General features: G+C 59.4%; 15 protein-coding genes and 4 tRNA genes. 8 read left to right on the forward strand and 11 right to left on the reverse strand.

The window, feature by feature from the left end; all coding sequences use genetic code 11:
* Positions 1-32 precede the first annotated feature (32 nt).
* From clpX to FIV35_RS16420, 7 genes are all read right to left on the reverse strand, one after another.
* On the reverse strand, positions 33-1,316 hold the full coding sequence (gene clpX / locus FIV35_RS16390; protein WP_034098852.1) for an ATP-dependent Clp protease ATP-binding subunit ClpX: 1,284 nt from the start codon (positions 1,314-1,316) through the stop codon (positions 33-35).
* Between the two features lie 112 nt (positions 1,317-1,428).
* Entirely contained in the window at positions 1,429-2,064 is a 636-nt protein-coding gene (clpP, locus tag FIV35_RS16395; protein ID WP_034098854.1) for an ATP-dependent Clp endopeptidase proteolytic subunit ClpP, read from the reverse strand.
* A gap of 91 nt (positions 2,065-2,155) precedes the next feature.
* Positions 2,156-3,466, reverse strand: coding sequence for a trigger factor (gene tig / locus FIV35_RS16400; RefSeq protein ID WP_034138643.1), 1,311 nt, complete (start codon positions 3,464-3,466; stop codon positions 2,156-2,158).
* Positions 3,467-3,792: 326 nt separating this feature from the next.
* Positions 3,793-3,868, reverse strand: a tRNA-His gene (locus FIV35_RS16405).
* A 77-nt stretch (positions 3,869-3,945) separates the two neighbouring features.
* Positions 3,946-4,030, reverse strand: a tRNA-Leu gene (locus FIV35_RS16410).
* Positions 4,031-4,087: 57 nt separating this feature from the next.
* A tRNA-His gene (locus FIV35_RS16415) sits at positions 4,088-4,163 on the reverse strand.
* Between the two features lie 32 nt (positions 4,164-4,195).
* Positions 4,196-4,272: transfer RNA gene (locus tag FIV35_RS16420), tRNA-Arg, on the reverse strand.
* Between the two features lie 275 nt (positions 4,273-4,547).
* Here FIV35_RS16420 and folD point away from each other — a divergent pair.
* The gene (gene folD, locus FIV35_RS16425) at positions 4,548-5,402 is read left to right on the forward strand and encodes a bifunctional methylenetetrahydrofolate dehydrogenase/methenyltetrahydrofolate cyclohydrolase FolD (RefSeq protein WP_034098858.1); all 855 of its coding nucleotides are present in this window, start codon (positions 4,548-4,550) and stop codon (positions 5,400-5,402) included.
* Between the two features lie 207 nt (positions 5,403-5,609).
* Complete coding sequence (pbpG, locus tag FIV35_RS16430; RefSeq protein WP_034098860.1) at positions 5,610-6,533, forward strand: D-alanyl-D-alanine endopeptidase; 924 nt, start codon at positions 5,610-5,612, stop codon at positions 6,531-6,533.
* A gap of 48 nt (positions 6,534-6,581) precedes the next feature.
* On the opposite strand, the gene FIV35_RS16435 is transcribed toward pbpG, so the two are convergent.
* The gene (locus FIV35_RS16435; protein WP_052198982.1) at positions 6,582-7,244 is read right to left on the reverse strand and encodes a peptidase C39 family protein; all 663 of its coding nucleotides are present in this window, start codon (positions 7,242-7,244) and stop codon (positions 6,582-6,584) included.
* A 187-nt stretch (positions 7,245-7,431) separates the two neighbouring features.
* Between FIV35_RS16435 and FIV35_RS29620 the strand changes: the two genes are divergently transcribed.
* On the forward strand, positions 7,432-7,584 hold the full coding sequence (locus FIV35_RS29620) for a hypothetical protein (protein WP_167389900.1): 153 nt from the start codon (positions 7,432-7,434) through the stop codon (positions 7,582-7,584).
* On the opposite strand, the gene FIV35_RS16440 is transcribed toward FIV35_RS29620, so the two are convergent.
* A complete protein-coding gene (locus FIV35_RS16440; RefSeq protein WP_034098864.1) occupies positions 7,581-7,991 on the reverse strand; it encodes a PA0061/PA0062 family lipoprotein in 411 nt (136 codons plus the stop codon). The two genes, FIV35_RS29620 and FIV35_RS16440, sit on opposite strands and share 4 nt — an antisense overlap.
* Positions 7,992-8,184: 193 nt before the next feature.
* Here FIV35_RS16440 and FIV35_RS16445 point away from each other — a divergent pair, with 193 nt between their 5' ends.
* The 4 genes from FIV35_RS16445 (at position 8,185) to FIV35_RS16460 (ending at position 15,366) form a co-directional block, all read left to right on the forward strand.
* Complete coding sequence (locus FIV35_RS16445) at positions 8,185-11,406, forward strand: efflux RND transporter permease subunit (protein WP_083377854.1); 3,222 nt, start codon at positions 8,185-8,187, stop codon at positions 11,404-11,406.
* The gene (locus FIV35_RS16450; RefSeq protein ID WP_034138645.1) at positions 11,396-12,562 is read left to right on the forward strand and encodes an efflux RND transporter periplasmic adaptor subunit; all 1,167 of its coding nucleotides are present in this window, start codon (positions 11,396-11,398) and stop codon (positions 12,560-12,562) included. The genes FIV35_RS16445 and FIV35_RS16450 overlap by 11 nt, the downstream gene beginning before the upstream one ends.
* Complete coding sequence (locus FIV35_RS16455; RefSeq protein WP_034138646.1) at positions 12,546-13,964, forward strand: efflux transporter outer membrane subunit; 1,419 nt, start codon at positions 12,546-12,548, stop codon at positions 13,962-13,964. The genes FIV35_RS16450 and FIV35_RS16455 overlap by 17 nt, the downstream gene beginning before the upstream one ends.
* Positions 13,965-14,907: 943 nt before the next feature.
* Positions 14,908-15,366 (forward strand): REP-associated tyrosine transposase, encoded by a 459-nt coding sequence (locus tag FIV35_RS16460; protein WP_034115379.1) that lies wholly within the window; start codon positions 14,908-14,910, stop codon positions 15,364-15,366.
* A gap of 57 nt (positions 15,367-15,423) precedes the next feature.
* Here FIV35_RS16460 and FIV35_RS16465 read toward each other — a convergent pair whose 3' ends face one another.
* Positions 15,424-16,707: a Zn-dependent hydrolase gene (locus FIV35_RS16465; protein WP_034138647.1), complete on the reverse strand. Its 1,284-nt coding sequence runs from the start codon at positions 16,705-16,707 to the stop codon at positions 15,424-15,426.
* A gap of 24 nt (positions 16,708-16,731) precedes the next feature.
* Entirely contained in the window at positions 16,732-18,219 is a 1,488-nt protein-coding gene (locus FIV35_RS16470; RefSeq protein WP_034138648.1) for an NCS1 family nucleobase:cation symporter-1, read from the reverse strand.
* Positions 18,220-18,810: 591 nt separating this feature from the next.
* On the opposite strand from FIV35_RS16470, the gene hydA reads away from it, so the two are divergent.
* Positions 18,811-20,250, forward strand: coding sequence for a dihydropyrimidinase (gene hydA, locus FIV35_RS16475; protein WP_034098877.1), 1,440 nt, complete (start codon positions 18,811-18,813; stop codon positions 20,248-20,250).
* Positions 20,251-20,358 lie beyond the last annotated feature (108 nt).

Genomic DNA, 20,358 nt, shown 5'->3' on the forward strand with positions numbered 1-20,358 from the left:
GCCCCTTTGTCTGTACCGAAACCGCGAAACGCTTATGCGTCTGGCGCAGCCTTGGCAGCCGGCTCACTGTTTTCATAGATATACAGTGGCTTGGACTTACCCTCTATAACGCTTTCGTCGATCACCACTTTACTCACCTCGGACTGCGAGGGAATTTCATACATGGTGTCGAGCAACACACCTTCGAGGATCGAGCGCAAACCGCGCGCACCGGTCTTACGCTCCAGTGCCCGCTTCGCTACAGATTTGAGCGCATCGGTACGGAACTCGAGGTCTACACCTTCCATTTCGAAAAGCTTGGCGTATTGCTTGGTCAGGGCGTTTTTCGGCTCGGTGAGGATCTGAATCAGAGCAGCCTCATCCAGCTCATCCAACGTAGCCAGGACCGGCAGACGGCCGACGAATTCCGGGATCAGACCGAACTTGACCAAATCGTCAGGCTCGACTTCACGCAGGGACTCGCCCACTTTCTTACCTTCTTCCTTGCTGCGCACTTCCGCACTGAAACCGATGCCGCCACGGGTGGAACGGTTTTGAATAACCTTTTCCAGACCGGAGAACGCACCGCCACAGATGAACAGAATATTACGCGTATCAACCTGAAGGAATTCCTGCTGCGGGTGCTTGCGGCCACCTTGCGGCGGTACGGAGGCAACCGTGCCTTCAATCAGTTTCAACAGCGCTTGCTGCACACCCTCGCCGGACACGTCCCGAGTGATGGACGGGTTGTCGGATTTGCGCGAAATCTTGTCGATTTCGTCGATGTAGACAATACCCATCTGGGCCTTCTCGACATCGTAATCACATTTTTGCAGCAATTTCTGAATGATGTTCTCGACGTCCTCGCCCACGTAGCCAGCCTCGGTGAGGGTGGTCGCGTCAGCGATGGTGAAGGGAACGTTCAGCAGGCGAGCGAGGGTCTCCGCAAGCAGGGTCTTACCCGAACCTGTAGGACCGATCAGCAAGATGTTGCTCTTGCCGAGTTCGACCTCTTCACCTTTCTTGTCACGTTGATTCAAGCGCTTGTAGTGGTTGTACACCGCTACGGCCAGAATCTTCTTGGCGCGCTCTTGACCGATCACATACTGGTCAAGAATGCCGCTGATTTCTTTGGGCGAAGGCAATTTATGCGCGCTGCTTTCGGCCTGGGCTTCCTGCACCTCCTCGCGGATGATGTCATTGCACAGGTCGACGCACTCGTCGCAGATAAAGACCGAGGGGCCGGCAATCAATTTGCGTACTTCATGCTGGCTTTTGCCACAGAAGGAGCAATAGAGCAGCTTGCCGTTGTCCTCGCCGTTGCGGGTGTCAGTCATTCGTTCGATCCAAATCCGATAGGCTTGCAACACAAGATGAAGGCTTATGCGGGCTTTTTCAAGCCCGCCGATGATCGGCTACGCCGACCCACCTTATTTTGAGCGGCTTATATTATGCGGGGCGGTGGTCAATCACTGCGTCGATCAACCCGTATTCACGCGCCATTTCCGCACTCATGAAATTGTCACGGTTGGTATCACGCTCGATTTCTTCCAGCGTGCGACCACTGTGCTTGGCCATCAGCGTATTCAAACGCTCGCGGATGAAGAGGATTTCCTTGGCGTGGATCTCGATATCCGACGCCTGACCTTGGAAACCACCCAATGGCTGGTGAATCATCACGCGGGAGTTCGGCAGACAGAAACGTTTGCCCGGAGCACCCGCAGTCAGCAGGAATGCGCCCATGCTGCACGCCTGGCCGATACAAGTGGTCGACACGTTTGGCTTGATGAACTGCATGGTGTCGTAGATCGACATACCCGCAGTCACCGAACCACCCGGCGAGTTGATGTAAAGATGGATGTCCTTGTCCGGGTTTTCCGCTTCAAGGAACAGCAGTTGCGCGCAAATCAGGTTGGCCATGTAGTCCTCTACCGGACCAACCAGAAAGATCACTCGCTCCTTGAGCAGGCGCGAGTAGATGTCGTAGGCGCGTTCGCCACGAGCGGACTGCTCGACAACCATCGGGACCAGGCCGCCGGCGGCCTGGATATCAGAGTTCTGCTGAATATAGGAATTACGGAACATGCTCTGCAGTTACTCCCAAATAGTCATGTCTTGAAAACGCATAAGCCAGCGCGAGGCTGGCTTATGGTTGTATTTCCAACGAGTTGGACAATCAGTCGGCTTGTGCTGCTTCCGCCGGTTTGACTGCTTCTTCGTAAGAGACCGCTTTATCGGTCACCTTAGCCTTCTGCAGAACAGTATCCACAACTTGTTCTTCCAGCACAACCGAACGTACTTCGTTCAGTTGCTGGTCGTTCTTGTAGTACCAAGCCACGACCTGCTCAGGCTCCTGGTAGGCCGAAGCCATCTCCTGGATCATTTCACGAACGCGATCTTCGTCAGGCTTGAGGTCAAATTGCTTGACCACTTCAGCCACGATCAAACCCAGCACTACGCGACGCTTGGCTTGCTCTTCGAACAGCTCGGCAGGCAGTTGATCAGGCTTGATGTTGCCACCAAACTGCTGAACCGCTTGAACGCGCAGGCGATCCACTTCATTGGACAGCAGAGCCTTAGGTACTTCGATCGGGTTGGCGGCCAGTAGACCGTCCATGACTTGGTTCTTCACCTTGGACTTGATGGCCTGGCGCAGCTCACGCTCCATGTTCTTGCGAACTTCGGCGCGGAAACCTTCGATGCCGGTTTCTTTAATACCGAACTGAGCGAAGAACTCTTCATTCAGCTCTGGCAGCTTAGGCTCGGAAACGCTGTTGACGGTCACGGTGAACTCGGCGGTTTTACCGGCCAGGTCCAGGTTCTGATAGTCAGCCGGGAAGGTCAGGTTCAAAACGCGCTCTTCGCCAGCTTTAGCGCCAACCAGGCCATCTTCGAAACCAGGGATCATGCGATTGGAACCCAACACCAGTTGAGTGCCCTTGGCAGAACCGCCAGCGAATACTTCGCCGTCAACCTTGCCAACGAAATCGATGTTCAGTTGGTCTTCGTTCTGGGCGGCACGCTCGACCACTTCAAAACGGGTGTTCTGCTTGCGCAGGATTTCCAGCATGTTGTCCAGATCGGAATCGGCCACTTCAGCGCTCAGGCGCTCGATAGCGATACCCTCGAAGCCGGCAACTTCGAATTCAGGGAACACTTCGAATACGGCTACGTATTCCAGGTCCTTGCCTGCTTCCAGGGACTTAGGCTCGATCGAAGGCGAGCCGGCTGGGTTCAGCTTTTGCTCGACAACGGCTTCGTAGAAAGAAGCCTGAATGACGTCACCAACAGCTTCCTGACGCGCATCGGCACCAAAACGACGCTTGATTTCGCTCATCGGCACTTTGCCTGGACGGAAACCAGCGATCTTGGCCTTCTGGGCAGTCTGCTGCAGACGCTTGTTGACCGCAGTCTCGATACGCTCTGCCGGCACGGTGATGCTCAGGCGGCGCTCGAGAGCAGTAGTATTTTCAACAGAAACTTGCATGGATATTCCTCGTTGCACAGACGTTAGCCGGCCATTTCCGACCCCAATCAAGGGCATGCATTCTAGTGGGTCAAACTCAAGAAGTCACCCTACTGGAAATATGCTCGCAAACAGCCGGCAATTTATCGGCACGAGAGCACTGCTGCTCCTCGCCCCGCTGACAAATACAGCCAATCATGCCAGGGCTCTGTGCCGCCTCTTCTATATATAGAAGAGGCCATCACTTCCATCCCTGACACTGCGACCCGGTAGCTACGGCCGCCCACGATCCGAACCGCTAAAACCAAAAAAGGCGCCAGACTGTTAAATCTGGCGCCTTTCGAATATGGGGTGGACGAAGGGGATCGAACCCTCGACAACGGGAGTCACAATCCCGTGCTCTACCAACTGAGCTACGCCCACCATATTGCGTTAACAAAGAAACCAAACCACTTCTTTGTTGAGCCCTGCTCGATCTTACGATCGAACAAAGCTTTGATTGGTGCGGATGAAGAGACTCGAACTCTTACGCCTTGCGGCGCTGGAACCTAAATCCAGTGTGTCTACCAATTCCACCACATCCGCGCTTGAAGCTCTTAAAGCAAAGGCGCCAGACTGTAAAATCTGGCGCCTTTCAAAATATGGGGTGGACGAAGGGGATCGAACCCTCGACAACGGGAGTCACAATCCCGTGCTCTACCAACTGAGCTACGCCCACCATATAGCGCTACTTGTGCCAAAGCTGCCTAATGGCGCACCCGGCAGGACTCGAACCTGCGACCATCCGCTTAGAAGGCGGATGCTCTATCCAGCTGAGCTACGGGCGCCTTATTAATCTGTACTCTTGGAGGATTACAAACTAAGTGCTTCCAGCCTTACAGAACAGTGATTCTGCTCGACCTTCTTAACCAGTGCTAGGCTGTGCCCGACAAGTGCGACGAATAGTATAGAGCGCCCTGAAACCCGTCAAATCTTTTTTGAAAAAAATTCATTTTATTTAAGGAGTTAGGGCAATTTGCAGACCAAGCGCCTTTGCCCTCACGTCTTGGCGTGCGAGAATGCGCGCACTTTTCTTCCCCCTCTCGATGGTTAATCACGCGTAATGACTGCACAACTTATCGACGGCAAATCAATCGCCGCCAGCCTGCGCCAGCAGATCGCCAAACGGGTCGCAGAGCGCAGCCAGCAAGGCCTGCGCACACCGGGACTCGCGGTGATCCTGGTCGGCAGCGATCCTGCGTCTCAGGTTTATGTCTCGCACAAGCGTAAAGACTGTGAAGAGGTCGGCTTTATTTCCAAGGCCTACGACCTGCCTGCGCAGACCACCCAGCAGGCCCTGACCGACCTGATCGACAGCCTCAACGAGGACCCGACGATAGACGGTGTGCTACTGCAACTGCCCCTGCCGGATCACCTGGACGCGTCCAAATTGCTTGAGCGCATTCGCCCGGACAAGGACGTCGACGGTTTCCATCCTTATAACGTCGGGCGCCTGGCACAGCGCATCCCGCTGCTGCGCCCCTGCACCCCCAAAGGCATCATGACCCTGCTGGAAAGCACCGGTGTCGACCTGTACGGTCTCGATGCCGTGGTGGTGGGCGCGTCGAACATCGTCGGTCGCCCGATGGCCATGGAGCTGTTGCTGGCCGGCTGCACCGTGACCGTGACCCATCGTTTCACCAAGGACCTCGCCGGCCACGTCGGACGCGCCGACCTGGTGGTGGTTGCCGCCGGCAAGCCGGGCCTGGTCAAAGGTGAGTGGATCAAAGAGGGTGCAATCGTTATCGACGTCGGCATCAATCGCCAGGAAGACGGCAAGCTGGTGGGCGACGTGGTCTACGACACCGCCCTGCCCCGCGCCGGCTGGATCACGCCGGTGCCAGGCGGCGTCGGCCCAATGACCCGCGCCTGCCTGCTGGAAAATACCCTGTACGCCGCGGAAACCCTGCACGATTAATAACCGCATGTACTGAAGAAGCCCCGCCTTATCGCGGGGCTTTTTATTAGCCGGAATAAAACCTGTTTTTTCTTTGTTTTTAAGCACTTTCGTCTGGTTCTGTAAGAACATTCGACAGTTTCTGATCCATACTCCTAAAATGTAACGCCATTTATCAAAAACCCGTTTTCCTAACGGTATTTCTTACTTTTTAGCGAGTTCATCCGCGTGAAAATTCGTCTTTCCATCATCAGCCTATTTTTCGCATTCACAGGCACTGTCGCGCATGCCGCCGAAACCGCCCTGGCGCCCCGCGATCCTTCCAAACTGCAAATCGCTTCCGGCAGCGCCATGCTGGTCGACTTGCAAACCAACAAAGTCATCTATGCCAGCAACCCCGACGTGGTGGTGCCCATTGCGTCTGTAAGCAAGCTGATGACCGGCCTGATCGTCCTCGAAGCCAAGCAAAACATGGACGAGTACATCGATATCAACATCACCGATACGCCAGAAATGAAAGGTGTGTTCTCCCGCGTGAAGATCGGCAGCGAAATGCCGCGCAAAGAAATGCTGCTGATCGCCCTGATGTCCTCGGAAAACCGTGCCGCCGCCAGCCTGGCCCACCACTATCCGGGCGGCTATTCGGCGTTTATCGCGGCAATGAACGCCAAGGCCAAGGCCCTCGGCATGACCAGCACCCACTATGTCGAACCCACTGGCCTATCGATCCACAACGTATCCACCGCTCGCGACTTGAGCAAGCTGTTGGCCGCTGCGCGCAAGTACCCGATGTTGAGCCAGTTGAGCACCACCAAGGAAAAGACCGTAGCCTTCCGCAAGCCCAACTACACCCTGGGTTTCTCCAACACTGACCATCTGATCAACCGCGCCAACTGGGATATCAAGCTGACCAAGACCGGCTTCACCAACCAAGCCGGCCATTGCCTGGTGCTGGTGACCAGCATGGGCAACCGACCGGTGTCGCTGGTGATCCTCGATGCTTTCGGCAAGTACACCCACTTCGCCGACGCCAGCCGTATCCGCAGTTGGGTCGAGACCGGCAAGGGCGGCGCGGTGCCGGATGTCGCGTTGCGCTACAAAGCCGACAAAAACCTGAAAAACCGCGCGAATGCCGCCGAGGTCCGGCGCTGAATAACACCGAAGAACCGATGGGAGGGGCTCTGCGCCCTGCCCCCATTGTTATCGGTGATCCGCCAAGACTTTAAGCGCCTGCGCCGCCGCCCGCTCCTGCCCGGCCTGGGCCGTGGCATCGGCCGCCTCGCGCCAGCGCTGCGCATCCACATTGGCCGGCAACTGGCTCGGGCGCTGGGTGAGGATCGCCCAATGTCCGGCACTGGCCCATTTCGATTCGAAATCGCTGAAGCTCATCAATAGCCGCCGGTCCATGCCCGAGCGCAGTAACACCGTGCTCTTTTGCTGATTGAAGCCCACCACCACGACATACCGCGCGTCGGACCAGAGCCCGCCGCCGAGGCGTGCCATCACCGGATAACCCGCGGCCACCTGCGCCAGCACGGCGGTCAACTTGGCCTCCAACGGGTACACCATCAGCCCATATTCGCGCGCCAATTGCGGCATCGTGCGCTCCAGGTTTGCCTCGCCGCCCGGCAAATGCAGCGGTTTATCCAGCAGCCCCGGTGTCATCACAATGCCTTGTTGCGACAGCATGCTGGCTAATGCAGCAGGGCCGCTTTGATAGACCTCGCTGCGGAAGGTCGGCACGCCATTGAGTTCGACCCGCTCAGGCAGGCCCGCTAGTTTTGAGGGGTGCCCGGCACACGCGGTGAGCCCCAGGGTGAAGGCCAGCAGCAGGGACGTTGGGAGATTCGACCGTAACCGCACTTTTCTACTCTCTTGATCAGCCGTCGGTGAGGGCGCTGATCATAGCCCAATCACGTTTCTGTCGGGCCTGGATATAGCGAACTCGTTGGACAGACACGACCATTGGTCAATAGCAGGCAACCGCCAGGTAGCTAGACTGTCCATTGAGAAGACTGTGTGTGCCCCCTGCGGGGCGAAGGAGGCCCAAATGAGCCTTGCAACAACGATTTTCCTGTTGATCTGCGGTTGGCTGGCGGTAGCCGGCGCCATGTTGTGGGGGGTGTTGCGCATTACCCGTCGGCACCATCACCCCCACGTCAAACCCGCTAAGCCTCACAAAGCGGTGGTGCGTCACGCTTAACCAGGCATGCAATTGAAGTCCTGTGTCGCCGCCACTTCGTGACCCTGTGCATCCTTTAGGGTTGCGCGTACGGTCATCCCCAGGCTGGACTCCACCAAGGTGTAGTGCTCGCCCGCCTTGAAATGCTTGTATTCGACACGCCCCTGGCAGTCTTGCTGATTGTCGTCACCGGGTTCGTCCTCGAACAGCGTCACGTCCAAGCGATGGTCACCCGGTGTCACCTCGAAGAAGCGTCCATCGTCCACGCGCTTGCCGTCTACACGTTCGGCCAGCAGGTCATTGGGCGCCTCCTCTTTAAGGCCGATCCAGGCCTCGCTCGGGTCCGCCTTGGGCATCGGCCCGGCACAGGCCGATAACAGCAATACGGCGCTCAGGGCGGGGATCAATAAAAACGGTTTGAGTGACATGGCAGCGCTCCTTGGATCGTACATTCGATGGGCTACAAGCTTGAGCAGCCGCTACGCCTGAAACAAATGAAAGCCTATGAAACGATCTTCAGCGCTTACCTAAATGTTCCTTCACCTGGCTGAAAGGTGCGTGTTAGGTGGGTCGGGCAAGACTGCCGGGGTTTGCAATCCTTGCTCTGTTGGAGATCCACGCATGCTCGGGCTGGTAAAGACCGCACTGCACAAGCCGTACACGTTTATCGTGCTGGCCATATTCATTTGCATCATCGGGCCGATGGCGGCCCTGCGCACACCCACCGATGTTTTTCCGGATATCGGCATTCCCGTAGTGGCTGTGGTCTGGCAATACAACGGTCTGTCGCCGGATGCCATGGCCGGTCGGGTGATCTACACCTACGAACGTTCCCTGAGCACCACCGTCAACGACATCGAACACATCGAGTCTCAATCGCTGCCCGGCATGGGCATCGTCAAGATTTTCTTCCAGCCCGGCGTGGATATCCGCACCGCCAACGCCCAGGTCACGGCGGTATCACAAACCGTGCTCAAGCAGATGCCGCCCGGCATCACGCCGCCGCTGATCCTCAACTACAGCGCCTCCACCGTGCCCATCCTGCAAATGGCGTTTTCCAGCCCGACACTGTCGGAAGCCAAGATCCGCGACCTGGTGCAGAACAATATCCGCCTGCCCCTCAGCGCCCTGCCCGGCCTGGCGATGCCGACCCCGATGGGCGGCAAGCAACGCCAGATCACCCTCGACCTCGACCCGCAGGCGCTGGCTGCCAAGGGCTTGTCGGCCCAGGACGTGGGCACGGCGCTGGCCTTGCAGAATCAAATCATTCCGGTAGGCACCGCCAAACTCGGCACCGACGAATACACAATCCTGCTCAATAACAGCCCCAAGGCCATCGATGAGCTGAACAACCTGCCGATCAAGACCGTCGACGGTGCGCTGATTACCATCGGCCAGGTCGCCCATGTGCGCGACGGTTCGCCGCCGCAGACCAATATCGTGCGCGTCGACGGCCATCGTGCGGTGCTGATGCCGGCGCTGAAAAACGGCAGTATCTCCACCCTGTCGATCATCGACGGCATCCGCCAGATGTTGCCGCGCATCGATGAAACCCTGCCACCGTCACTCAAGACTTCGCTGCTGGGCGACGCCTCGGTGTTCGTCAAGCAATCGGTGGGCAGCGTCGCCCAGGAAGGCATCATTGCTGCACTGCTGACCAGCGCGATGATCCTGCTGTTCCTCGGCAGTTGGCGCTCCACGCTGATCATTGCGGTATCGATTCCCCTGGCCGTGCTGTCAGCCATTGCGCTGCTGGCGGTTACCGGGCAAACCCTCAACGTCATGACCTTAGGCGGGCTGGCGTTGGCGGTGGGGATCCTGGTGGACGACGCCACGGTGACCATCGAAAACATCAATTGGCACCTGGAACAAGGCAAGGCGGTGAAGGCTGCGATTCTTGATGGCGCCGCGCAAATCGTCGGCCCGGCGTTCGTCTCGCTGCTGTGCATCTGCATCGTGTTCGTGCCGATGTTTCTGCTGCAAGGCATCGCCGGTTATCTGTTCCGGCCGATGGCGCTGGCGGTGATTTTTGCCATGGCCAGTTCGTTCATTCTGTCGCGCACCCTGGTGCCGACGCTGGCGATGTTTCTGCTCAAACCGCACACACCGGAACAGGGCGCAGGGCACCATCCCGAAGACGAATTCATCAACCACCATGAGGGCGAGCAGCACCAGAAGCCACGCAATGTCGCGCTGCAGGCCGTGCTGAATTTCCAACAAGGTTTCGAGCGCCACTTCTCGAATATCCGCGACACCTACCATGGTTTGCTGACACTGGCCCTGGGCAACCGCAAGCGCTTTATCGTGGGTTTTCTCGCCTGTGTACTCGCCTCGTTCCTGCTGTTGCCCAGCCTGGGCCAGGACTTTTTCCCGGCAACCGATGCCGGTGCGCTGGCCCTGCACGTGCGCCTGCCGCTGGGTACGCGCATCGAAGAAAGCGCCGCCGCCTTCGACCGCATCGAAGCGCGGATTCGCGAAATCATTCCCGCCGAAGAACTGGACACCGTCGTCGACAATATCGGCATTCCGCTGAGCGGCATCGATATGGCCTATAGCAGCAGCGGCACCATCGGGCCGCAGGATGGCGATATCCAAGTCACCCTGAAAAAACACCACGCGCCCACCGCCGACTATGTGAAAAAACTGCGTGAAGCCTTGCCGCAAAGCTTTCCCGGCAGCCACTTCGCATTCCTGCCGGCGGACATCAGCAGCCAGATCCTCAACTTCGGCGCGCCGGCGCCCCTGGACGTAAAAATCTCCGGGCGCAACGACGCCGAAAACCGCGCCTACGCGCTGGAGCTGGAACGCCGCCTGCAACACGTTCCGGGCATCGCCGATCTGCGCATCCAACAGTCCACCGGCTACCCATCGTTACAGGTGAATGTCGACCGCCTGCGCGCCAACGGCCTGGGCATTACCGAGCGCGACGTAACCAACAGCATGGTCGCATCATTGGCCGGCAGTTCGCAGATTGCGCCGACGTTCTGGCTCAACCCGGCCAACGGTGTGTCCTATTCCATCGTCGCCGCTACCCCGCAATATCGGCTGGACAGCCTGCCGTCGCTGGAAGCCTTGCCGGTCACCGGCGCGAACGGCCAGTCGCAGATCCTCGGCGGCGTGGCAAGCATCTCCCGCGTGCAAAGCCCGGCGGTGGTGACCCACTACAACATCCAACCGACACTCGACCTGTACGCCAATGTGCAAGGGCGCGACCTCGGCGGCGTGGCGCGTGACGTGCAAAAGGTGCTGGACGACACCGCGTCCATGCGCCCCAAAGGCGCAACGATCAGCCTGCATGGGCAGATCGATGCGCTGCATGAAGCTTTCAGTGGGCTGAGTTTTGGCCTGCTCGGCGCGGTGGTGCTGATCTATCTGCTGACCGTGGTCAACTTCCAGTCGTGGGTCGACCCGTTCGTGATCATCACCGCCCTGCCGGCGGCCTTGGCGGGGATCGTGTGGATGCTGTTTCTCAGCGGCACCTCATTGTCGGTGCCGGCCTTGACCGGCGCGATCCTGTGCATGGGCGTAGCCACCGCCAACTCGATCCTGGTGGTGAGTTTCTGCCGGGAACGCCTGGCCGAACACGGCGATGCCTTGAAAGCCGCACTGGAGGCTGGCTACACGCGTTTCCGGCCGGTGTGCATGACCGCCTTGGCGATGATCATCGGCATGCTGCCCCTGGCCCTGTCCGAGGAGCAGAACGCGCCCCTGGGCCGCGCCGTGATCGGCGGCCTGATTCTCGCCACCACTGCCACCCTGTTGTTTGTACCCGTGGTCTTCAGCCTGGTCCACGGTCGTCACCCTACTCGCGCCACTGCTGGAGAAACGCCCCATGTCGTCTGATCAAAAACCCTCGCGCAAGCGCCTGATGCTCCTGGGTGTCGGCGGCCTGACCCTGGCCGCCCTGTTGGTCGCCAACGGCTTGCACGCCCGTACGCTGCACGCACAGTCGGTCAGCGCCTGGACACAGGCCGCTGCCATCCCCCATGTCAGCGTATTCCAACCGCAACACAATGCCGCCGGCGACACCCTGCGCCTGCCCGCGCACCTGGAAGCCTGGAGCACCGCACCGATTCATGCACGAGTCAGCGGTTACCTGAAGGATTGGAAGGTCGACATCGGCAGCCAGGTAAAGGCCGGGCAAGTGCTGGCCGAAATCGACAGCCCCGACCTCGATCAACAACTGGCCCAGGCCCATGCGCGATTGGTTCAGGAACAGGCGAATGCACACCTGGCAGCGACCACCGCGACGCGCTGGCAAAACCTCTTGGCCAGCCATTCGGTATCGCGTCAGGAAGCCGATGAGAAAACCTCCAACGCGGCGGCGGCCAAGGCCAACGTCCAGGCCGCCGCTGCAGACGTTGCGCGGTTGTCGGCACTGCAAAGCTACAAGACCCTGCGCGCGCCGTTCGCCGGCACCATCACCGCACGCAATACCGATATCGGCCAGCTGATCAAGGCCGATACCGACAGCGATCCGGAGCTGTTCAACATTGCCGACACCCACCAGTTGCGCCTGTATGTACCGGTGCCGCAGAACTACGCCGCAGTGATCCATCCGGGCCTGGAAGCCGAGTTGAGCGTACCCGAGCACCCCGGCATGCACTTCAAGGCGCGGCTGATCGGCGACTCCACCGCCATCGATCGGCGTTCCGGTACGCTGCTCGCGCAATTTGTCGCGGACAACCCCAACGGCGAACTGCTGCCCGGCGACTATGCCGAAGCCACCCTGCCGATCCCGGCGGACACCCATGGCGTGAGCATCCCCGCCAGTGCCCTGATCTTCCGCGCCCAAGGCACCCAGGTGGCGATGCTGGACGGGCACAATCATGTGCACCTGCAAAGCATCCATATCGGCCTGGACCTGGGCGATCGGCTGGTGATCGACCAGGGCCTCAACGCTGCCGACCGCGTGGTGGACAACCCGCCCGACGCCCTGCGCGAAGGCGACCCGGTACAACTGGCCGCCGCCGGAGGTGCACATGCGCCCAAGGCTTAAACCGCTCGCCGCGCTGGTGCTGCTGGGCTTGCAAGGCTGCTCCATGGCGCCCGGCTATACGACGCCGGCGCTGGAGCTGCCGGCCCATTACCGCGAACAGACCAGCACAGGCCCGTGGCATAGCGCACAACCCAACGACCAACTGGCAGCGCAGTGGTGGACGCTCTACCACGACGCGACGCTGGATCACCTGCAACAGCAACTGCTCCAGGCCAACCCGGACCTGGCGGCGGCGCTCGCGCACTTCGATGCGGCCCAGGCATATGCCAGCCAACTGCACGCGGGGCTGTTCCCACAGATCAACGCCAGCGCGCAACCGTTGCGCCAGCGGCAGTCGGATTCGCGGCCGTTGCGGGGGACTACACAACCGTCGGTGTACAACAGCAACACGGCGGGTTTTTCATTGAGTTACGACCTGGATCTCTGGGGCAGAATCCGCAACCAGGTCGCCACCGGTGACGCCCAGGCCCAGGCGTCCGGCGACGATCTGGCAGTGGCGCGCCTGAGCCTGCAACGCCAGTTGGCAATCTTGTACGTACAGCTCAATGGGTTGGATGCCCAGGCGCGCATCCTCAACAGCTCCCTGGAGGATTTCAGCCAAGCCTTGCAACTGACCCGCAGCCGCTACGAAGGTCAGATCGCCTCGGAGTTGGACCTGACCCGCGCCCAGAATCAACTGTTCGAAGCCCGCGCTCAGCTTGATGACGTACGCGGGCAACGCAACCTCATCGAACATGCGCTCGCAGAATTGATCGGTGTAGCGGCCAGTGACTTCACCCTAGCGCCCACTGCGCAACTGATTGCCCTGCCGGCAATCCCCTCGCAACTGCCCAGCCAGCTGTTGCAACGTCGTCCGGATATCGCCGCAGCAGAGCGCCGGGTGTTTGCCGCCAACGCCAACATCGGCGTGGCCAAGGCGGCGTGGTATCCGGATTTCAGCTTGACCGGCTTGATCGGCGGGCAGACCCAAGGCGTTGGCAATCTGCTCTCGGCCGGCAACCGGTATTGGGCGTTGGGGCCGTTGGTGAACCTGCCGATCCTTGACGGTGGACGTTTGAGCGCCAACGAACGCCAGGCCAAGGCCGAGTTCGAAGAGGCATCGGCGCAGTATCGCAGCCAGGTGTTGAAGGCCGTACGCGAGGTGGAAGACAACCTGGCGCAACTGCGGGACTTGCAGCAGCAAGCGCAGGATGAACAGGCAGCGGCGGACGCGGCGCAGCATACGCAATCATTGGCGATGAACAGCTACCAGGCAGGCGCCGTGAGTTACCTGGATGTGGTCACCGCGCAAACTGAGGCGTTGCAGGCGCAGCGGACATTGCAGGCAGTGCAGACGCGCCAGTTGCAGGCGAGCGTCGGCTTGATCACCGCCCTGGGCGGCGGTTGGCAGCCTGGAGCTTGACCGGGGGCAAGCACAGCTCGGTGATGTCAGTTAATGATGCTGTGAATGAAATAAAGCCATCGGGGGCAAGCCCCCTCCCACATGGGTCCCGCGCCAGACACACGATGTATGAACACCGCAGAACCGCATGTGGAAGGGGGCTTGCCCCCGATGGTGGTGAATCAGCTACTGAAATACCGGGTTCAAGCCGCCCTCCACACTGATCCTGTGTTAGACACATAATGTATAAGCGCCACCGAACCAATGTGGGAGGGGGCTTGCCCCCGATGGTGGTGAATCAGCTACTGAAATATCGGATTCAAGCCGCCCTCCACACTGATCCGGTGTCAGACACATAATGTATAAGCGCCGCCGAACCAATGTGGCAGGGGGCTTGCCCCCGATGGTGGTGAATCAGCTAATAAAATATCGGATTCAAGCCGCCCTCCACACTGATCCTGTGTTAGACACATGATGTATAAGCGCCACCGAACCAATGTGGGAGGGGGCTTGCCCCCGATGGCGGTGAATCAGCTACTGAAATATCGGATTCAAGCCGCCCTCCACACTAATCCAGTGTCAGACACATAATGTATAAGCGCCGCCGAACCAATGTGGCAGGGGGCTTGCCCCCGATGGTGGTGAATCAGCTACTGAAATACCGGGTTCAAGCCGCCCTCCACACTGATCCTGTGTTAGACACATAATGTATAAGCGCCACCGAACCAATGTGGGAGGGGGCTTACCCCCGATGGTGGTGAATCAGCTAATAAAATATCGGATTCAAGCCGCCCTCCACACTGATCCTGTGTTAGACACATGATGTATAAGCGCCACCGAACCAATGTGGGAGGGGGCTTGCCCCCGATGGCGGCCTTCCAGACACATCCTGCCAAAAGCCTGCCCCTCAACCTCCTGCTCACCAATCTAGCCTCTCAAAGCACATCTAAAGAGAGGCCAAGGAATGGCAGATCTACCCGCTTCACACCGCCTGCGCATCGGCCGCTTCAGCGAGCCGGGCCGCATCTACCTCATCACCACCAATACCCACGAACGCGTACCGATATTCAGCCATTTCCACCTCGGTCGCCTGGTGGTCTGGCAATTTCGCTTAGCCCAGTACCAAGGGCTGGCCAACTCTCTGGCATGGGTGATCATGCCGGACCATTTCCATTGGTTGCTTGAACTGAAAAAAGGCTCGCTGGCGGACTTGATGTGCCAGGTGAAGTCAAAAAGCACCAGGACCGTCAATGGCGTGAGTGGTCGCAAGGGCCGGCTCTGGCAAGAGAGCTTTCATGACAGGGCCCTGCGAAAGGACGATGACTTGGTAAAAATGGCCCGGTATGTGGTGGCTAATCCATTGCGAGCGGGTCTGGTCGAGCGGATTGGCGACTACCCACTGTGGGATGCCATCTGGGTTTAACGTCATGCACAGTCCAAATGTGGGGGCTTGCTCCCTCCCACATTTTTTACCCGCATTTCAAGCCGCGAGTTTGCCGCTGGCGATGGCGGCTGAAGCGGCCAGCATGGCCCGCAACAACACCGCACACCCCGCCGCCAAATCATCCGGCGCGGCGTTCTCGATTTCGTTGTGGCTGATGCCGCCTTCACACGGGACGAAGATCATCCCCGCCGGGCCCAGTTCGGCGACGAAAATTGCGTCGTGCCCTGCCCCGCTGACGATGTCCATATTCGACAGGCCCAGGCCGTTCGCCGCGTTACGCACCGCCTCGACGCAACCTTTGTCGAAGTACAACGGCGGAAAGTCAGCCGTGGGTTCCATCTCGAAACTCAACCCGTGTTTGGCGCAGGTGTCTTCGATCACCTGGCGCACCTGGGCAATCATCGAATCCAAACGCGCCGGTTCCAGGTGCCGGAAGTCCAGAGTCATGCGCACTTCACCGGGGATGACGTTGCGTGACCCCGGATAAGCCTGCAGGCAACCGACGGTGCCGCAGGCGTGGGGTTGATGCCCCAGCGCCGCCGCATTCACCGCCGCCACCACCGCTGCGGCGCCGACCAGGGCGTCCTTGCGCAGGTGCATCGGTGTCGGCCCGGCATGGGCTTCGACGCCGCGCAGTTTCAGGTCAAACCACTTTTGCCCGAGGGCGCCGAGTACCACGCCGATGGTTTTTTTCTCATCCTCCAGAATCGGCCCTTGTTCGATATGCGCCTCGAAATACGCGCCGACTTTATGCCCGCTCTCGGGACGTGTTCCCGCGTAGCCAATCGCGTTCAACGCCTCCCCCACACTGACGCCCTCCGCGTCAACCTTGGCCAGGGTATCGGCCAGGGTGAATTTCTCGGCGAACACCCCGGAGCCCATCATGCACGGCGGAAAGCGCGAGCCTTCCTCGTTGGTCCACACCACCACTTCCAGAGGCGCCTCGGTTTCGATCTTGAGGTCGTTGAGAGTACGCAGCACTTCCACGCCGGCCAGTACACCAAAGCAGCCATCGAACTTGCCGCCGGTAGGCTGGGTGTCGATATGGCTGCCGGTCATCACCGGTGGCAGGTCCGGGTTGCGCCCTGGGCGACGGGCAAAAATATTGCCGATGCCGTCGACGCTCACCGTACAGCCGGCCTCTTCGCACCACTGCACGAACAGGTCGCGGGCCTTGCGATCAAGGTCGGTAAGGGCCAGGCGACACACGCCGCCCTTGGGCGTGGCACCCAGTTTGGCCAGGTCCATCAGCGACTGCCACAGGCGGTCACGGTTGATATGCGGGTGGGCCGATTGCAGAACGTCGACGGCAGCGTTCATGGGGATCTCCTCAGGCTGTATTTCTTATGAATTGACTTTGACGACCACCGGGCTGGCCCCGCGTTTGGCATTCAGGCCGTAATACAACAGCCCGCCCAGCGCCGAGCCGGTGAACCAGCCATAGCTGTAGAACCAGCTGAACGCATCGCTGCCCAAGGCCAGCAAGGTCAGCACCACCGGCACACCAAAGGCGATAAACCCGCTCCAGTTCCACGCTGGATACACGTCATCGCGGTACAGGCCGGCCAGGTCCAGTTGTTGTTTGCGGGTGATGAAATAGTCCACCACCATGATCCCGGCGATCGGCCCCAGCAGGCTCGAATAGCCCAGCAGCCAGTTGGAATACACGGTCTCCAGGCTCACATCCGAGACGATCAAACCGAGCTTCTTGAGCAGTTCATGGGCCATCAGCGCCAGCCCCACCAGGCCGGTGAGGATCACTGCGGTGGTGCGGTTGATCAGTTTGGGCGCGATGTTCTGGAAGTCGTTGGTGGGCGAAACAATGTTGGCCGCGGTGTTGGTGGACAGCGTGGCGATGATGATCAGCGCCATGGCAATGGCCACCCACACCGGGCTCTGGATATGGCCGATCAGCGTGACAGGATCAGACACACTCACCCCCACCAGTTTTACCGAAGCGGCGGTCATGATCACGCCGAGGGCGGCGAACAGGAACATGGTCAACGGCAGGCCGAAAATCTGCCCGAGGATCTGGTCCTTCTGGCTCTTGGCATAACGGCTGAAGTCGGGAATGTTCAGCGACAAGGTGGCCCAAAAGCCCACCATCGCAGTCAGGCCGGCCATGAAATAACCGGTCAGGCTCGCGCCTTCGGGGCGTTTGGGCGGGATCGCCATCAATTCGCTGATGGACACATTCGGCATCGCCCACACCAACAAGCCAATGCCCACCGCCACCAGCAGCGGCGCCGACAGGGTTTCCAGGCGCTTGATCGACTCGGCGCCGCGCAGCACCACCCACAGATTCAAGGTCCAGAACATCATGAACCCGATCACTTCACCGGTGCCGCCCAGGGCCTTCCAGCCCTCGAAAATCGAGCCCAGGAACAGGTGAATCGCCAGGCCGCCGAACATAGTCTGGATGCCGAACCAGCCGCACGCCACCAGCGCGCGAATCAGGCACGGCACGTTGGAACCGAGGATGCCGAACGAGGAACGCAGCAGCACCGGAAACGGAATGCCGTACTTAGTGCCGGGAAACGCGTTGAGGGTCAGCGGCAACAACACCACGATATTGGCCAGCAGGATCGCAATCAGCGCCTCGCCCACCGACAAGCCGAAATACGCCGTCAGCACCCCACCCAGGGTGTACGTCGGCACGCAGATCGACATGCCGACCCACAGCGCGGTGATATGCCATTTGTTCCAGGTTCGTTCATGCACCTTGGTCGGTGCCATGTCGTGGTTGTAGCGAGGGCTGTCGAGGACGTCGGGGCCGGCGTCGAGTTCGTACAGGCCGTTGCGCTCAATGACTTGCGATCTGTTCTGTTGCATGGCCGCTCCACGGTTTTTTCGAATTATTGTTGCTCACCCCCTGCAACGCAGGAGATGGCCGGAGTACCTCGTAAACAACATGACATCACAGGCCCGGCCAGCCGCCACTGCACTCAATATTCGTGCCGTTGACCGCCGCTGCGCCCTCACCGTTTATATAACGTGCTGATGTTTATCAACTTTCCGATTGAGCCCCGGTTACTTGCTGCTGGATTCATCCCGGTATTACGCAAGTTGCCCGAACCAACCGGACTCAATCTGGTGCAACACAATTATTTTCATTTTTCATTCCCGTCAAGCGGCATATCTCAAGCGCCTGATTTGCAATAAGAAATGTTGCTCAGTTTGCAAACCTGTCAAGTGCGTCAAAATGGTGAACGCCCGCTACATTTTGGTGATTTCAATATTTTTTACTTAAATATCAATATCTTATTAACATAATAAGCTTATAAAAAATATCCTTGCCCAATCGAAAAACTCGGGCTAGTTTCTATTCCTGTCACCGCTGTCAGGAATAACACCTGACCTCGGCACGTAGCATTACAACACTTAGAACTGGCACAAGCCGGTCAAGCCTGTGAGGAACTCGACATGTCGCTGTTGATCCGTGGCGCCACCGTTATTACCCATGATGAAAGTTACCGCGCCGATGTTTTATGCGCAGGCGGTCTAATTCGCGCCATTGGCTCTAACTTGGACGTCCCCGCCGGCACCGAAGTGCTCGACGGCAGCGGCCAATACTTGATGCCCGGCGGTATCGACCCCCACACCCATATGCAACTGCCCTTCATGGGCACTGTAGCCAGCGAAGATTTTTTCAGCGGCACGGCGGCGGGTTTGGCCGGTGGCACCACGTCGATCATTGACTTCGTGATTCCCAACCCGCAGCAGTCGTTGCTGGAGGCCTTCCACCAGTGGCGTGGCTGGGCGGAAAAATCGGCGGCCGACTACGGCTTCCATGTCGCGATCACCTGGTGGAGCGAACAGGTGCGCGAGGAAATGGCCGAGCTGGTCAGCCACCACGGCATCAACAGCTTCAAGCACTTCATGGCCTACAAGAACGCGATCATGGCAGCCGACGACACCCTGGTCGCCAGCTTCGAACGCTGCCTGGAACTGGGCGCGGTCCCCACCGTGCATGCGGAGAACGGCGAGCTGGTGTATCACCTGCAACGCAAACTGATGGCCCAGGGCATCACCGGGCCGGAAGCGCACCCGCTGTCTAGGCCGTCCCAGGTGGAAGGCGAAGCGGCCAGCCGGGCGATCCGTATCGCCGAAACCATCGGCACACCGTTGTACCTGGTGCATGTGTCCACCCGGGAAGCCCTGGATGAGATCACCTACGCCCGTGGCAAGGGCCAGCCGGTCTATGGCGAAGTCCTTGCCGGCCATCTGTTACTGGACGACAGCGTCTACCAGCACCCCGACTGGCAGACCGCCGCCGGCTACGTGATGAGCCCGCCGTTCCGTCCACGCGGGCATCAAGAGGCGCTTTGGCACGGTCTGCAATCCGGCAACCTGCACACCACCGCCACCGACCACTGCTGCTTCTGCGCCGAGCAAAAAGCCGCCGGGCGCGACGACTTCAGCAAAATCCCCAACGGCACCGCCGGGATCGAAGACCGCATGGCGCTGCTGTGGGATGAAGGGGTCAATACCGGGCGCCTGTCCATGCAGGAGTTTGTTGCGCTGACCTCCACCAACACCGCGAAGATCTTCAACCTCTACCCCCGCAAAGGCGCGATCCGCGTGGGCGCCGACGCCGATCTGGTGCTGTGGGACCCACAGGGCACGCGCACCATTTCCGCCAAGACTCACCACCAACAGGTCGACTTCAACATCTTCGAAGGCAAGACCGTGCGCGGTGTGCCGAGCCACACCATCAGCCAGGGCAAGTTGGTTTGGGCCGATGGCGACCTGCGCGCCGAGCGCGGTGCCGGGCGCTATGTGGAGCGGCCGGCGTATCCGGCGGTGTTCGAGCAGTTGAGCAAGCGGGCTGAGCATTCCAGGCCAATTGCTGTGAAGCGCTGAGACCTTTATCGGGGACAAGCCCCCTCCCACACTTGAATGTATTCACAATCAAAATGTGGGAGGGGGCTTGCCCCCGATAAGGCCAGTACAAGCAACAAAAAATGCCCA

The sequence above is a fragment of the Pseudomonas rhodesiae genome (assembly GCF_007858255.1).
Taxonomy (GTDB): domain Bacteria; phylum Pseudomonadota; class Gammaproteobacteria; order Pseudomonadales; family Pseudomonadaceae; genus Aquipseudomonas; species Aquipseudomonas rhodesiae.

Excerpts from the sequence above, each read along its gene's own strand:
- FIV35_RS16440 (WP_034098864.1), bottom strand. The coding sequence starts at position 7,991 with ATGTCACTCAAACCGTTTTTATTGATCCCCGCCCTGAGCGCCGTATTG.
- folD (WP_034098858.1), top strand. The coding sequence starts at position 4,548 with ATGACTGCACAACTTATCGACGGCAAATCAATCGCCGCCAGCCTGCGC.
- FIV35_RS16445 (WP_083377854.1), top strand. The coding sequence starts at position 8,185 with ATGCTCGGGCTGGTAAAGACCGCACTGCACAAGCCGTACACGTTTATC.
- FIV35_RS16455 (WP_034138646.1), top strand. The coding sequence starts at position 12,546 with ATGCGCCCAAGGCTTAAACCGCTCGCCGCGCTGGTGCTGCTGGGCTTG.
- FIV35_RS16465 (WP_034138647.1), bottom strand. The coding sequence starts at position 16,707 with ATGAACGCTGCCGTCGACGTTCTGCAATCGGCCCACCCGCATATCAAC.
- FIV35_RS16450 (WP_034138645.1), top strand. The coding sequence starts at position 11,396 with ATGTCGTCTGATCAAAAACCCTCGCGCAAGCGCCTGATGCTCCTGGGT.
- FIV35_RS29620 (WP_167389900.1), top strand. The coding sequence starts at position 7,432 with ATGAGCCTTGCAACAACGATTTTCCTGTTGATCTGCGGTTGGCTGGCG.
- tig (WP_034138643.1), bottom strand. The coding sequence starts at position 3,466 with ATGCAAGTTTCTGTTGAAAATACTACTGCTCTCGAGCGCCGCCTGAGC.
- clpP (WP_034098854.1), bottom strand. The coding sequence starts at position 2,064 with ATGTTCCGTAATTCCTATATTCAGCAGAACTCTGATATCCAGGCCGCC.
- FIV35_RS16470 (WP_034138648.1), bottom strand. The coding sequence starts at position 18,219 with ATGCAACAGAACAGATCGCAAGTCATTGAGCGCAACGGCCTGTACGAA.
- clpX (WP_034098852.1), bottom strand. The coding sequence starts at position 1,316 with ATGACTGACACCCGCAACGGCGAGGACAACGGCAAGCTGCTCTATTGC.
- hydA (WP_034098877.1), top strand. The coding sequence starts at position 18,811 with ATGTCGCTGTTGATCCGTGGCGCCACCGTTATTACCCATGATGAAAGT.
- FIV35_RS16460 (WP_034115379.1), top strand. The coding sequence starts at position 14,908 with ATGGCAGATCTACCCGCTTCACACCGCCTGCGCATCGGCCGCTTCAGC.